This is a genomic window from Eggerthella hominis (genome assembly GCF_014287365.1).
GTDB classification, from domain to species: Bacteria; Actinomycetota; Coriobacteriia; order Coriobacteriales; family Eggerthellaceae; genus Eggerthella; species Eggerthella guodeyinii.
Genome location: NZ_JACOOA010000002.1, coordinates 293,845 through 307,503 on the forward strand (window position 1 = coordinate 293,845; position 13,659 = coordinate 307,503).

General features: G+C 64.8%; 10 protein-coding genes. 6 read left to right on the plus strand and 4 right to left on the minus strand.

Annotated features, from left to right (window positions below):
• Positions 1 to 14 precede the first annotated feature (14 nt).
• On the minus strand, positions 15 to 1,697 hold the full coding sequence (locus tag H8S61_RS06020; protein WP_186938325.1) for a molybdopterin-dependent oxidoreductase: 1,683 nt from the start codon (positions 1,695 to 1,697) through the stop codon (positions 15 to 17).
• Positions 1,698 to 2,011: 314 nt separating this feature from the next.
• Between H8S61_RS06020 and H8S61_RS06025 the strand changes: the two genes are divergently transcribed.
• The 4 genes from H8S61_RS06025 to H8S61_RS06040 all read left to right on the plus strand — a co-directional run bounded on the left by H8S61_RS06025 (position 2,012) and on the right by H8S61_RS06040 (position 8,068).
• A complete protein-coding gene (locus H8S61_RS06025) occupies positions 2,012 to 3,574 on the plus strand; it encodes a helix-turn-helix transcriptional regulator (protein ID WP_160941944.1) in 1,563 nt (520 codons plus the stop codon).
• Positions 3,575 to 3,749: 175 nt separating this feature from the next.
• Complete coding sequence (locus tag H8S61_RS06030; RefSeq protein ID WP_186938326.1) at positions 3,750 to 5,198, plus strand: helix-turn-helix transcriptional regulator; 1,449 nt, start codon at positions 3,750 to 3,752, stop codon at positions 5,196 to 5,198.
• Positions 5,199 to 5,370: 172 nt separating this feature from the next.
• Complete coding sequence (locus tag H8S61_RS06035; RefSeq protein WP_186938327.1) at positions 5,371 to 7,257, plus strand: FAD-dependent oxidoreductase; 1,887 nt, start codon at positions 5,371 to 5,373, stop codon at positions 7,255 to 7,257.
• A gap of 121 nt (positions 7,258 to 7,378) precedes the next feature.
• Positions 7,379 to 8,068, plus strand: a complete 690-nt coding sequence (locus H8S61_RS06040) for a hypothetical protein (protein ID WP_186938328.1) — start codon at positions 7,379 to 7,381, stop codon at positions 8,066 to 8,068.
• Positions 8,069 to 8,097: 29 nt separating this feature from the next.
• Here H8S61_RS06040 and H8S61_RS06045 read toward each other — a convergent pair whose 3' ends face one another.
• The 3 genes from H8S61_RS06045 to H8S61_RS06055 form a co-directional block, all read right to left on the minus strand.
• The gene (locus H8S61_RS06045; RefSeq protein WP_186938329.1) at positions 8,098 to 9,504 is read right to left on the minus strand and encodes a helix-turn-helix transcriptional regulator; all 1,407 of its coding nucleotides are present in this window, start codon (positions 9,502 to 9,504) and stop codon (positions 8,098 to 8,100) included.
• 130 nt (positions 9,505 to 9,634) lie between these two features.
• Positions 9,635 to 11,347 carry an FAD-dependent oxidoreductase gene (locus H8S61_RS06050; protein WP_186938330.1) on the minus strand — a complete coding sequence of 571 codons (1,713 nt, stop codon included), beginning with the start codon at positions 11,345 to 11,347 and terminating at the stop codon, positions 9,635 to 9,637.
• Complete coding sequence (locus tag H8S61_RS06055) at positions 11,340 to 11,933, minus strand: cytochrome c3 family protein (RefSeq protein WP_186938331.1); 594 nt, start codon at positions 11,931 to 11,933, stop codon at positions 11,340 to 11,342. The genes H8S61_RS06050 and H8S61_RS06055 overlap by 8 nt, the downstream gene beginning before the upstream one ends.
• Before the next feature lie 306 nt (positions 11,934 to 12,239).
• Here H8S61_RS06055 and H8S61_RS06060 point away from each other — a divergent pair, with 306 nt between their 5' ends.
• Together H8S61_RS06060 and H8S61_RS06065 are read left to right on the plus strand one after the other, a co-directional pair.
• Positions 12,240 to 12,695, plus strand: coding sequence for an Hsp20/alpha crystallin family protein (locus H8S61_RS06060; protein WP_154333473.1), 456 nt, complete (start codon positions 12,240 to 12,242; stop codon positions 12,693 to 12,695).
• A 179-nt stretch (positions 12,696 to 12,874) separates the two neighbouring features.
• Positions 12,875 to 13,621, plus strand: coding sequence for an NAD-dependent protein deacylase (locus H8S61_RS06065; protein WP_186938332.1), 747 nt, complete (start codon positions 12,875 to 12,877; stop codon positions 13,619 to 13,621).
• Positions 13,622 to 13,659: the final 38 nt, after the last annotated feature.

Sequence of the window (13,659 nt, forward strand, 5' to 3'; positions counted from 1 at the left end):
TCAATCATCCTCGCTTACTGCTGATCGCCGGAAGTCTCGCCGTCGGCCAAAGCCGGATCGACGATCTTCCCTATCTCGGTGATCTCGTCTTCGGTCGGCATCTCGTCCTTGGCATTCACCAGCACCTCGTGATCGCGATAGCTCACTTCGCCGTCGACGTCCGTGCCGCGAACGCTCAGCACGTACGCGCCCTCCTTCTCAGGCGTGAACGTGAAGCTCCACCACAGCCACTTCGCCGGGTCGACGTCTCCCACGTCGAACGAGGTCCACGTCTCGCCCCCGTCCATGGAGAACTCCACCGTCTTCATGGGATGGTCGAACGCGTCGGCGTAGCCGTTGAAGGTGAACGGCTGCCCGTTCTGGATGATGAGGCCCTCGGGCACGCCGCACACGGTGACGTTGGGGCGGTTCACGTGCGCGCCTTCTTGGTTGACCTGGCCGCATTCGCGCTCGTCCATAACGTCGGACGTCACGTGGTACCCGTTGATCTGCTTCGAGAATATCTGGGCATCGTACGTTTCCTGCCAATGCGTCACCGGGAAGCCGTGGCGCGCGTCCAGATACTCCCCGCCGATCTTGTACACCAGGTACCCCTTGTCCAAAACCGACAGGTCGAACCCGCTGCGCGAAGACCCGTCCGCACGGATGGCGCGCACGCTGTTGGTGCCTTCGGTGTAGCCCCCTGCCTTCTCGATGAGCCAGCTCACCGGGATGCCCGTTATCTCGGCCTGGCCGATTCCGCCTCCGCCGATCGGATTGAGCTCGCACACCATCTTCGAGGGCTTCGTCACCACGACGCCCGCGGCCTCGGCCTCGGCCACCAGCTCGGGCAGCTTCGCCGTATAGGGCTCGTTCACGTTGCCGTCGATGGTGATTTCCCACTCGTCGAACATGCTCTGGGGCAGGTCGATGTCCAACCCCGCGGGGCTGCAGGCGTAGCGCATGTGATCGTAATAGCCGTGGACGAAGTCGTAGCTGTACAGCTCGCTTTGGGATTGCACCTTGTCCTGCGTGGCCGAGAACTCGCCCTGCACGTTTTCAACCTGGTTGATGCCCTGGAGCGCGTCGTGCTTCACGTTGTCCCACAACTGCATGCCGTTGCCATCCGCCGTCGCGTCGTGGCACGATTGGCACGTGCCGTTCGAGCCCTCGGCGAACTTGGAGCCGCTTCGCTCGTTGAAGTGGATGGCATGGATCAACCGGCCGAAATCGTCGCCGTTGTCGCGGTGGCACGAGATGCACTGGTTCACGTCGCCGTACGTTTCCAGCGCCTCGTTGTCGATGGTGGCGTGCTTGTATTCCATGTTCTCGATCATCGCGTTCAGGTCGGCGTGGCACGAATTGCAGCCGCGATTATCGGCATCGAGATAATACGTGTTGTACGAGATGGTCCAACTTTGCTGCATCCAATGGGGGCACTCGTACTCGGTCGGCGTGCGCTGGACCAGCTGCCCGTTCGCGTATCGGATGATCTCGGGCGCGTACTCCTCGGCGATCTTGTCCCACTTGTCGTAGTTCTCGACGATGAACTCCTTGCCTGGATACTGCACGTCTCCGTCCGGCTCCCCGCCACGCACGATCTCGTCCGCGGTCGATGCGGAATCGGCGGCGAGCGCAGGACCGACCACGCAGCAGGTTGCCGTCACGGCCAACACCCCCGCCATGCCGAGCGCGGCTTTCAGTCGCATGTTTCTCATGATCTCCTCCGTCTTCTCTGGTCAAAATGCGGCGGTGCGCGCTTGCTTTTCGGCCCTCCTCCCCACCTGAAACGCACGCGTTCGCCGCACGTCGGAACGATGGTAGAATCACGCGGCGGGGAACGCCATCAACGCATCCGGGTGAATGAGGGGTCCGACCCGAGCGGGTATCCCCCGGTTTGGTTGATGGAGGGAGGAGGCATTTTCGCCTATCGTGGAAATCGTTTATAATGACCCCGCTCTGCAAGGGCTCGCGGCCACCTGCCCGCATCCTCCTTGCATCTGCGTCAGGGGAAGAATCGGGGGGATCGGGCATGCACAACGTCGCCGGCAGGCGTATCGACCGCAGCGCGGTCTTCGCCTCCTTGGGGCTGGGCACGAATCTGCTCTGGTGCACGCTGGCCGGGCACACGGGAGGATTCCCCTCCTCGCTGCACGACCTGGACCCCGCCGTCAACCCGCGGCTGTTCTTCCTGCTGGGCATACTTGCCGTCGGCATCGCATTCGCCCTCGCGCCCCGCTGGCTGCGCGAGCGCGATCGACCCTTCTCCTACGTGCTGCCGCTCGCCTCTTCGGTGGGCACCGCGAGCTTCGCGCTCGCCTCCCATCAAAGCCTCTTCGACCCGATCGTGCTGGCGGTCGCTGGCTTGATCGTATTCGGAGCCGGCTATTTCTGGATCGCGTCGCGGTTCTACCTGCTGCTCACCAGGACGCAAACGTTCGCCTGCACCGCTTGGTGCATCGTCGCGGCATTGGGCGCGGAAACGCTCGCGCTCCCCATCGTGCGCGAGCTCGTGTCCTCCACCTGGCAGATCGTCATCACCATCGCGCTGCCGCTCGTCTCGGCCGCGCTGTTCAAGGCAGCGCGCACCGCCGCACCGGTCAACCGCGCCAAGGCCGTCGCGTCGCGACGGTCTTCCCACTCCGAAGCATCGACGACGCTTGCCGCGCAACCGCGTCGCGCCATGCTGCCGGAAGGGCACGAAGGCCGAAGGAGCCTGCTGGTTCTCGTTGCCGCCGCCGCGCTTCTGCTTGCCACCGTGCGATCGTTCAGCTCGATCGGGCTGTGGGGCAGCGAGGCTGCGGCGCAGGGCATGACCGCCGGCATCGCCTCGTCCCTCGCCTCCACGGCGATCCTGGCCCTCTTCGCATACGCCACGCTCGTGAAGACAACCCGGTGGCGCCTCGATTTGAGGTTCCAGCCGGCGTTCATCATCGTCATCGGCGGCCTGTTCCTCGTCGTGTCGCAGAACCCCGCGCCCGGCATCCCCGCCGCGTTGCTCGACGCGTGCATGAGGCTGGACGACTCCTGCGCGCACGTGCTGTTCTGGATCGTCGTGGTCACGGCGATCGACGCGCTCACCATGCCCTCGTACCGCATGATGGGCATCGCCGCGGCCATTTACGCGCTCAGCTCCATGCTGTGGGTCGCGCTGCTGGGAAGCGGCGCGGCGTTCAGCAGCATGGTGATGCTCGGCGCCGCCTACTCGCTCACCATCGCCGCCATTCTGAGCGAGTGGATGGGAGCGCGACGGCTGGACGCGGGCGACAGGGAGAACGCCGCGGAAAAGCCGGCGACCGCGTCCGAGAACCCGCCGCTCGGCGACCTGACCGGCGAGCACGTATCGCGCGCCATCGCGGTTCGCTGCAAGGACATCGCCGCGGCCAACAAGCTGTCGCCCCGCGAAACGGAGATATTCATCCTCCTCGCGCAAGGCCGCACGCGCACCCTCATCCAGGAAGAGCTGGTGCTGGCCGAAAACACCGTGAAGACGCACATCGCCCACATCTACGCCAAGCTCGGCATCGGCAACCGCCAAGAGATGATGGATCTCGTGCTGGGCGCCGCGGAAGACGGCGAGGGCGCTTCCCGCTAACGCTTGGCGGACGCGGATGCCGACCAGGGGATCGCCCTCAACCTCGAGGACCCGAGAGCGTTCGTCTATCTCGATTCTGGTAAAATGTAGTCCTGTTCCAGCAGGCAACACGCGCCTTTTCTCCGCCGGGAAACGGCGGCCTCCGAAAAGCGAGAAACGGAAGCGCACGCGATCCATGAAACCGATCGAGAACATGATCCGGGATGCCGAGCAAGCGAAGCCCGCTTCTCCGAAGGTGCTGCTCCTGGGCCTATCGTTCCTGGTAGCCAGCAATCTCATGTTCTTGAACGCGTTCATCCCGGACGGCCTTGAATACGCGCTGGTTCCCGGCTCCGAGTTCTTCCACATAGCGGAGCTTCTGGCTTTTCTGCTGGGAGGCATGGTTTGCGCGCTCGCCTACTATGCGGGGTTCTGCCGCACGGCGAAGCAGCCGAGATGGCATCGCCTGATCGCTTTCAGCTCGGTGTTCTACCTGGTAGGAATCGTCAGCATGGGACTTCACGGCGTCGTCGCAACGCTCACCATCCCGTACGCGATTCTCTGCGGCGCGCCCATCGGCATGGCCAACGCGCTGCTCGCGATCCTCTGGGGCCGGGCGTACCGGGCCGCTGCGCCGAAGACGATCCTCCTGCACGCAGGCCTGTCGCACGCGATCGGCATAACGCTCAGCGTGCTTCCCTGGCTCGTGTTCGGCAATCCGAGCCAGCAGTGGCTTTGGATCATCTACCAGGCGCTCGCAACGATAGCGGCGGCGCGTCTGCTGGCCACCGCGAAACCGCAAGCGGCCCCTCGCCGGGAAAGCGCCTCCCCGCAGAAGAGCGCGAACGGCGCGGCGGCGTACCTATGGTCGGCCCTGGCAGGCCTTTCCGTCTTCGCGCTGGTGCTCGGATTCTACTGGGAGCATTATTCGTTCGCCGTCTTCTACGACCCGACCCTCCAAACCGTGGTCACCGTGCTCGCCGGAGCCGCATTCGCCGCCATCGCCTGCTCGAAGAAGGAAATCCTCGGGTTCAACAACGTGTACAAAGCAGCGATCCCCCTTGCAGCCGCCTTGCTTTTGGCCGATCCCTTTCTTTCGTATATGGAATCGGGGATGGAGCTGCTCTCGGGCATTTCGTGGGCCGCTTGCCTCATGATCTTCGAAACCATCGCCTGGACGGCGCTTTCCGTTCTCGCCTCGATGCACCCTTCGCTCTCCGACAAGCTGTTCACAATCGAGCGCATGCTGGTGTCGGGAGCCATGTCGGCAGGCATCGTCCTCGGCCGCCTCGTGAGCTCCCAAACGGCGGATCTCATCTTCACCGCGCTGATCTTCGTTTTCCTCGCATTCATCATCCTGTCGTTCGTGTTCTCAAGCGTCAACGGCAAAAACGGCGCGGTCGAAAGCGCTCCGGACGCCATCCAGGCAAGAGCGCTGCAGATCGCGAAGGAGCACGACCTCTCGAACCGGGAAACCGAGGTCTTCCAGCTGCTCGTCCAGGGACGAGGCGAGAACGTCATAGGCTCGCATTTGTTCATCTCGCCCAACACGGTCAAAACGCACCGCAAGCACATATACAAGAAGCTGGGCGTGGACTCGCGCGAGAAGCTTCTCGATCTCGTGCAGGAATACCCCGAAGCCTAGCGGCCGTTTCAGCAGCCAACCCGGAATCACCCCTTGAGGGGATGGGGTTTTCGGCATTCGCCCCAGGGGGCGATGTTCGCACGTTCTCCACCTTTGTAGCGTGTTCTTCCGAGATGCGAGCGCAGCGCGCTGCAGCAACTCAACCGCATCCGTTAACAAAGGAGGACGTCTCATGGGTAAGGGATCGAAAAGCAACCGCACGCGCAACGGCGGGCAAGCACGCCAGGGGGGCATATCGCGGCGCAGCTTTCTTGCGGGAGGCGCGGCCATGGGCACGGCCGCCCTTGGCGCCGGGCTGTTGGCCAGCTGCTCGCCCAGCAGCTCCACCGCGGCAGCCGACGGCCAGGGCGCGGCGGTCGCCGACGGGAACGGCAACGTGCAGGCCCAATGGTGGTGGGAGACCCCGCCCGCCGCGATCGACGACAGCGAGATCGCCGAAACGCATAGCGCCGACATCATCGTCGTCGGCGTGGGCAACGCGGGCGTCATGGCGATGCTCACGGCCGTCGAAGGAGGCGCAAGCGTCATCGGCATCGAAAAGGGTTCGGGCAGCTGGTGCGGCGCCAACAAAATGGCTTTCATGAGCAACATCGCCATCACCAAGGAACACGGGCTGGATTTCACCGACGACGACCGCCGCAAAGCCATCTGGGAGCTCATGAAGTGCGGTGCCGAGCGCCCCGATTACCGCTTCTACCAGCAATGGATGAACGATGGCGGCGAATTCGCCGAATGGATGGACGCTATCGCCCAGGAAAACGGCCTCGCGTGGGAAATGCACGAGTGGCCCTACCCCGAAGGCTACGATGTGGAGCGCGAGAACTACAAGCATTACCCTATCGCCGTGTCCATTGAGCCGAACTCTGATTTCTTGACCGCCGTGCGCGACAAAGCCATGAAAAACGGCGCAGAAATCTTCACGAACACCTCGGCTGAACAGCTTGTTCGCGAAGACGACAACGGCCGCGTCACAGCCGTCATCGCCAAGAACCAAAACGGCGACTACGTGAAGTTTGAAGGAAGCAAGGGCATCATCTTGTGCACGGGCGAATACAGCGCCGACAAGCAGATGGTGCAGGCGTACTGCCCGCGCGTGTACAGCCCCGACGCGTTCTCGATGACGCTGAACACGGGAGACGGCCACCGCATGGGCATGTGGGTCGGCGCCCAGATGGAAAGCTCGCCCCACGCGCCGCTACGCCACGCGTTCAGCTACGGCCTGCTTCGCTGCTCGGCGTTCCTTCACGTGAACGCCTACGGCGAGCGGTTCCACAACGAAGACGTGTCGAACCCCCTGTGGAACGAGTGCGTCGAGCAGAATCCGGGCAAATTCGCGTGGCAGATCTGCGATTCCAACTGGCAGCAATACGTGCCCCAGATGACGCCCGAATACAACAGCGTGTGGGAGGTGAACGACGAGCTGATCGCCGAAATGGAAAGCGCCTCCACCACGCCCGTCGAGGAGGAGGGGTTCACCGGCACGTCCAGCAACGGCACCGTGCGCTACAAGGCGGACACCATCGAGGAGCTTGCCGAGCTTATGGGAGTTCCCGTCGACACCCTCGTCGCAACGGTCGAACGCTACAACGAAATGGCGTACAAAGGCGCCGACACGGACTTCTTCCGCGGATCGTGGCGCATGTTCCCCATCGACACCCCGCCCTACTATGCGGGCAAGAACTACGTGAGCGATCCGCTGCTGGTTCTGGGCGGCCTGGTCACCGACCCGATAACCATGCAGGCGCTCGATGCCGAAGGTCGCAGGATTCGCGGCCTGTACCTGGCCGGCAACGTGGTGGGACGCAAGTTCAACGTGTACTATCCCGGCCTGGCGGCGGGCCTTGCCCTTGCCAACAACCGCCTGAACGGATGGCGCGCGGGAACATGCGCCCTCGAAGACGACGGGGGAAGCGACGGCGGCGAGGCGATTCCCAGCCGCGTGCTTTCCGCGCCCACGATGCCCGGTGGCCCCACCGCAGGCGCGGAAGACGCGTCGGGGGGAGCCCCCGAGGGCGCCCCGGAAGGAGCCCCGGAGGGCGCGACTCCGCAATCTTCGTGATGCGAGCCGAAACCGAACGAGCCGACGACGAAGCATGAGCAAGCTGTGTGGGACGCGGGAACCCTCCACCCCCTCCCGCACAGCCCTCCTGACACCCTGCAAACAGAGAGGAAGAAGCCCTATGCAGTGCCCCTATTGCCAAGCGAGCATTCCTGCGCTTCAAGCGCGCGCCTTCGATCAGCTGTCCGCCAAGGAGCAGGTTCTCGCGCGCATTTCCGACGAGAAGCTGAGCAGCACCGAGGAAGCGTGCCCCTCGTGCGGGAAGACCATGCACATCAGAAGGCACCCCGCAACCGGGGAAACGTACCTGCTCGACAAGAAGGATGCGTGCAGCTTGAATTCCATGAGGCTTGCCAACCTCTATCTCAACCTGTTCGACGACCCCTTCGCCGCATTCCTTTCAGGCGACGCGCGGAAGGAGCAGTCGATAGCGCAAGCGATCTGGAACGTGCTCGACGACGAGGAAGCGGCGGCCCGCAGCCGCGAAGACTGGAACACGCTCGGCAAGCTCCTGCTTGAGAAAGCGCGCTATCGTTGCAGCGTCGGCGAAGACTTCTTCCCCGTCCAACGCGAAGCGCTGCGATGCCAGCTGAAGCACCTCCAACGCAGCGGGGCGACTAAGGTGCGCATCGTCTCGGGCCACGACGGCATGGTATGCGCGCGATGCGCCGAACACGAAGGCATGGTGCTCAGCATCGAAGAGGCTCTGGAAAGCATGCCCCTGCCCGTACGGTGCGACGCCTCCAGCAGGAGGGTTGCCGTGGAAGACGACCGCAGCTGGTGCCGCTGCTTCTACGCCCGGAAAGACTGAGCGCAGCGCCCGAACGCGATGAGCGCGTCTTATTCCACCAGGTCGATCAGCTCTTGGTGGGTGTGGATGCCAAGCTTGGCGTACACGTGCTTGACGTGGGCTTTCACGGTGTTGCGCGACACCACCAGCTGCTCCTGGATGTAGGCGCGATCGCGCCCGCGCGCCAGCATCATGAACACCTCGAGCTCGCGCGGGCTCAGGCCGAACCGCTCCGCCACCGCGCGGCAGCGGGCCTCGAAGTCCCGCTCGGGAGCGTTCGCCACCGCCTCGTCCACCGGCGTGACGCCCGCGATGGTCGCCGAGAAGCTGAACGTCTTCAGCCCGATGAGCGCGTACCCCACGAACACGAGGATCAGCAGGCCGCCCATGACGGCCGCGCCGTACGAACCGCTTCCCAGCAGGCCGTTCGCCAGCACGCCCAGCGCCGCGCCCACGATGGTGCCCAAGCCGGTCAGGCCGCGGCCCCAGGCGAACGCCGCCACCGCGCCGCGCTCGTTGCGCGCGGCGATGGCCACGAGCGCCACCCACGCCACCATGTCGAACAGCGTATTGCCCGCCGAAAGCAGCGTGACGCTGGCCACCGGCGCCAGGTCGTACAGTGTGGAGCCCGCGAAGAAGCCCGCCACCACCAGCAGCACCGACACCTGCGCCAGCAGGTCGGCCGGGAACGCCTTGCGCGATAGCAGCACCACCAGCGCCACCGCGGCAACCGGCACGATGACCAGGAAGTCCGACAGCGGCACGCCGCCCACCTCGCCGAATCGCAGCGAGTAGCCGAACGCCACGCGGAACAGGAACAGGCACACGAACAGCTGGCTCCCCAACGGCAGGAACGACGACGGCTGCGTGACCGAGAAGTCGGCCGGCGCCTCGCCCGCCTCGGTCGCCTCGAGCACCGGCAGCGCGGCGCGCCAGGTCAGCGCGAGCGACGCGAACGGCAGCAGCAGGAACAGCGCGATGCCCGCAGCGGCGGGCACCACCCATGCCAGCGCCGTCATCAGGTAGTACGCCACGAACGCCAGCGCGACGCACAGGCCCGTCTGCCGCAGCGTGAACCGCGAGGCCGCCATGCCCACCGCAACGACGATCCAGCTGCGCCCGACGGCCGCCAGGCTGGCGGCAACCGTAAGCCCTATCGCGTTGCTCGCATGCAGGGAAAGCGGCAGCAGCACCGCACCCGCCGCAAGACAGCCGATCGCGCCCCGTTGCAGCACGCGCACGCGCAACAGCGACGGACGGAAGGCCGCCGCCAGGCCGATGACGATGAGCGCGACCGAGCTCGCGAGCACCGACACGTCGCGCGCGTACGTGAACACCGCATCGAACTGCGGGAACACGACGATGTTCATCAGCGACGTCGCCAACAGCACGAACGCGAGCGCCGCCGTCGTCCTGGCGAAGTCGCGCGAGAAGATATGCTCGTCGGGCAATGTCATGTTCGCCATTGTAGCAACTATTGCGCGCTACGAACGACGGGACCCGCCGTGCGGCGGGTCCCGTCGAAAGAGGATACGCGCATGGGCGGCCGAGGGAGGGAGCCGGCCCATCGCGGAGGGTCGGCAGCGCCTACGCTTGGCCCGTGGCGGCCAGCATGCCCGCACGGCGGCCGAACGTCATCGTACGCCCGGCTGCCAAGCCCGTGAACAGGTTGGGATAGCTCACGCTGAAGAAGCCGCCCGAGTCGTTGCCCACCATGTACAGGCCGTCGATCTGCTCGCCCGCCTCGTTCACGGGGTGCATGTCGGTGTTCACCGGACAGCCGTCGATGGTGGCGAGGAACCACGAGCCCGTGCGCACGCCGTAGTACGGCGGATGGTCCAGCTTCAACAGGCGGTACGGCTCCTTGTTGTAGTCCTCGTCCTTGCCCGCGTCGGCGAACTGGTTGTAGCGCTCCCACGTCTCCACCGTGGCGTCCACCGGCAGGTTGAGCTTCTGCGCCAGCTCCTCCATCGTGTCGGCCTGCTGGATGTAGCCGGCCTCGATAAGCGCCTCGAAGTCGCCCGCCATCTTCGAGATGGGCATGTTCGACGGCGCGCCGTTGTCGAAGGGGTACAGGCGGCAGCATCCCACCTCGTTGATCTGACGCACCTGCTCCACGTAATCCGAATCCCAGATGTCCACGTAGGTGTGGTACGGCTGCATGAACGCGGAGTGCAGCATGTAGTCGTAGGGGCCGCTTTCGTTGCAGAAGCGCTTACCGTTGAGATTCACCTTGAGGAAGGGCTGCTCGCCGAACCAGAACCACTTGCCCACCAGGTCCGACCCGGCAACCTCGTCCGGCTTGCAGCACGCGCGGTTGAACGTGACGGCCGCGCCGATCGGGTCGATGGTGGCGCCGCACCACAGAGCAGCGCGGATGCCGTCGCCCGTGCAGCTGCCGCCCACCGGCACGTTGATCTTCAGGCGGTTGTTCCACGCCTGGCGCGCCTCCACCATCTCGGTGTTCGCCACGTAGCCGCCCGTGGCCAGGATGACGCCCTTCGACGCGTTCACGCGCAGGTAGTGGCGGTCGTTGCCGTCGCGGCAGATGACGCCCGTCACCCGGCCGTCGGCGTTCTGCTCGCACTTCACCAGCATGGTGTCGTAGCGGAACTCCGCGCCCAGCTCCTCGGCGTAGTCGCGCAGCGTCGTGCCGAACGTCACGTCCTTGTCGTCCGTCAGCTTCTCCGGACTGTGACCCGTCGCCCACGCCTTGTCGCGCGCGCCCTGGCCCTCGGTGCCCACGGATCCTTCGAAGCGCATCGTGAACGCGCCGTCGCGCTCGATGATCTCGCTCAGCCAGTCGATCATCGCGCCCGACTCGTCGGCCCACAGCTTGATGAGGTCGTAGTTCACGAAGCCGTTGGCATAGCGGACGATATCCTCCATCGCTTCCATCTTGTCGATCTTGAACTGCGGAAACTCCTCGAACGACTCCTGTTGCAGCTTGGAATCGATGGCACCCAGGTCCTCGCGCGGCGTGGCGATGGCGCTCATCTGCTCGATGCCGAGCACCTTCGCCCCGTTCTCGGCGGCCGAGATGACGGCGGGCAGGCCGCCGGTGCGACACCCCACCACCACGACGTCGACGTCGATGGTTTCGGTGATGCTCGCTTCGTCGATGGCGGGCGCCTCGCCCAACCAAGAGGGCGTGCCCGGCTTCTGCGTGGTCTCGTCCTTCAACTCGGCGGCGTTCACGTAGCCGTTGCCGCACCCCGAAAGCGCTCCGGCAGCCGCGGCGCCGAGGGCCGTGATGCCCGCTCCCTTGAGGAAGCTGCGGCGGGAAAGCTTGCTACTCATCGGTGGCCTCCCATCCTTCCGGCAGGTTCAAGTCGTGGCACTTCGCGCAGTACAGCGTGCTCGTCTCGTGCACCTTGTGGCAGTCGCTGCACTCTAGCACGTTGTCCTGGTGGCTGGAATGCGGGTTGTACTTCTCGTCGTTGCCCTCGAAGCCCCAGGTGGCGTCCACCACGTCGTTCATGTCGTGGCACCCGCTGCGCGCGCAGAACTCCTCGTTCGCGAACTCCTTGCCCGTGGCCAGCAGCTGGCCCTCCTCGTCCATGGGATAGCTGTCGGACACCCAGGCCATCACCTCGGACACCTGCGTGGTGATCTCCGCTTCGTGGCAGTCCAGGCACGACTCGCCCGCCGCCGCGTGCTGCGTCACCAGCTTGCCCGGATCGCCTTCGGTGTAGCTCTCCACGTACGCGTCCATCGGCGTGTGGCAGATCGCGCTGCAGAAACTGGGCTGCTCGTGCCACACCCACATGCCGACGCCGGCCACCACGACCACCGCGGCCACCACGCCGGCGACGATCCATCCGCGCTTCGCGCTTCGGCGCCGCGGCATCTCGGACGTGCGACCCCCGTTCTCGCTCTCGGTCATCTCTCCTCCTTTTCGCTCTCATCTTGCGTGCATGCTTGCTCGCTTGTTTGCACGCTTGCCATGGCTCGCATCATGCGATCGCACGCCGCATTTGACCATTACCCCCGTGGGGGCATCTTTACGTTTCGGCTGATGGTATGCGTATTATGGAAGCTTAGAATCCAAAAATGACGAACGCGTTACGAATTAGCACTCTCGGTTGTCGAGTGCTAATTTGCGTCCTAGAATAGGGGCATACCAAGCGAGGCGGCGTACCGGCGCGTCCGGAACCACCGCCTATCACACGATGCGAGGAGTTGATGAACCATGGCCATGATGGTACCGATGCGGAGGAACCGCAACCTGCTGAGCGAGCTGATGACCGATCCGTTCGACGCGTTCTTCGACGCGGCCACCGCGCCGATGCAGAAGATGTCCCCCACGCTCATGCGCACCGACATCAAGGAAACCGACGCGGGATACGAGCTGACCATCGACCTGCCCGGGTTCAAGAAGGACGACGTGCAGGCCGAGCTCAAGGACGGCTACCTCACCATCACCGCCCAGACGCAAGCCGAGACCGAAGACAAGGACGAAAAGGGCACGTACGTCCGCAAGGAGCGCTTCAGCGGCAAGTGCAGCCGCACGTTCTACGTGGGCGACGACATCGAGGAAGACGACATCAAGGCGAAGTTCGAGGACGGCGTGCTGAGAATCGCCGTGCCGAAGAAGCAGGAGCAGCCGAAACTCGAGGAGAAGAAGACCATCTCCATCGAAGGCTAGCCGCCCAACCACAAGCGAACCGAAGCACCCCGATCAGGAAGGCGACCAAACGGTCGCCTTCCTTCGTTGGTCAGCGCTACCGCACTCGAAAACATGCGCAGGAACCCGTACGGATGTTTCACGTGAAACATCCGGCTCGAGGTGCGTGGTATCATGAGGCGAACCCGATTGGAGGATCCATGGACGAAACCGCACGCGACATCGAGACGTTCCGCAGCTGGGTGGCCGACACGCCGCCGGGCGGCATGGTGTTCTTCGGCGGCGCGGGCGTGTCCACCGAAAGCGGCATCCCCGACTTCCGCAGCCCGGACGGCCTGTACGCGCAGAAGTACCCCTACCCGCCCGAACAGATGATCAGCCGCAGCTTCTTCGACGAGAACCCCGGCGCGTTCTTCGACTTCTACTGCGACCGCATGCTGGCGCTCGATGCCCAACCGAACCGCGCGCATCGCAAGCTGGCCGAACTCGAGCAGGCGGGCACGCTGGCCGCCGTGGTGACGCAGAACATCGACGGCCTCCATCAGAAGGCGGGCAGCGCGCGCGTGTTCGAGCTGCACGGCAGCGTCCTGCGCAATTTCTGCATGCAGTGCCGCGCGCCCTATCCCGTGGACGACCTGCTGGCCCTCCGCGCGCAGAGCGCCGACGGCGTCCCGCGGTGTCCCGCCTGCGGCGGGATCGTCAAGCCCGACGTCGTCCTGTACGAGGAGCCCCTCGACGAGCGCACGATGCACGGCGCCGTCGACGCTATCGCGCAGGCCGATCTGCTGGTCGTGGCAGGCACCTCCCTGGCCGTGTACCCGGCCGCGGGGCTCATCGACTTCTTCACCGGCAGCCGCCTCGTCATCGTCAACCGCACCCCCACCCCGCGCGACCGCCAAGCCGACCTCTGCATCGCCGCGAACGTCGGCGAGGTATTCGGGTTCTAAACCGCGCGCGACCGCCTTCGAGAACAGGAGCCCAACCC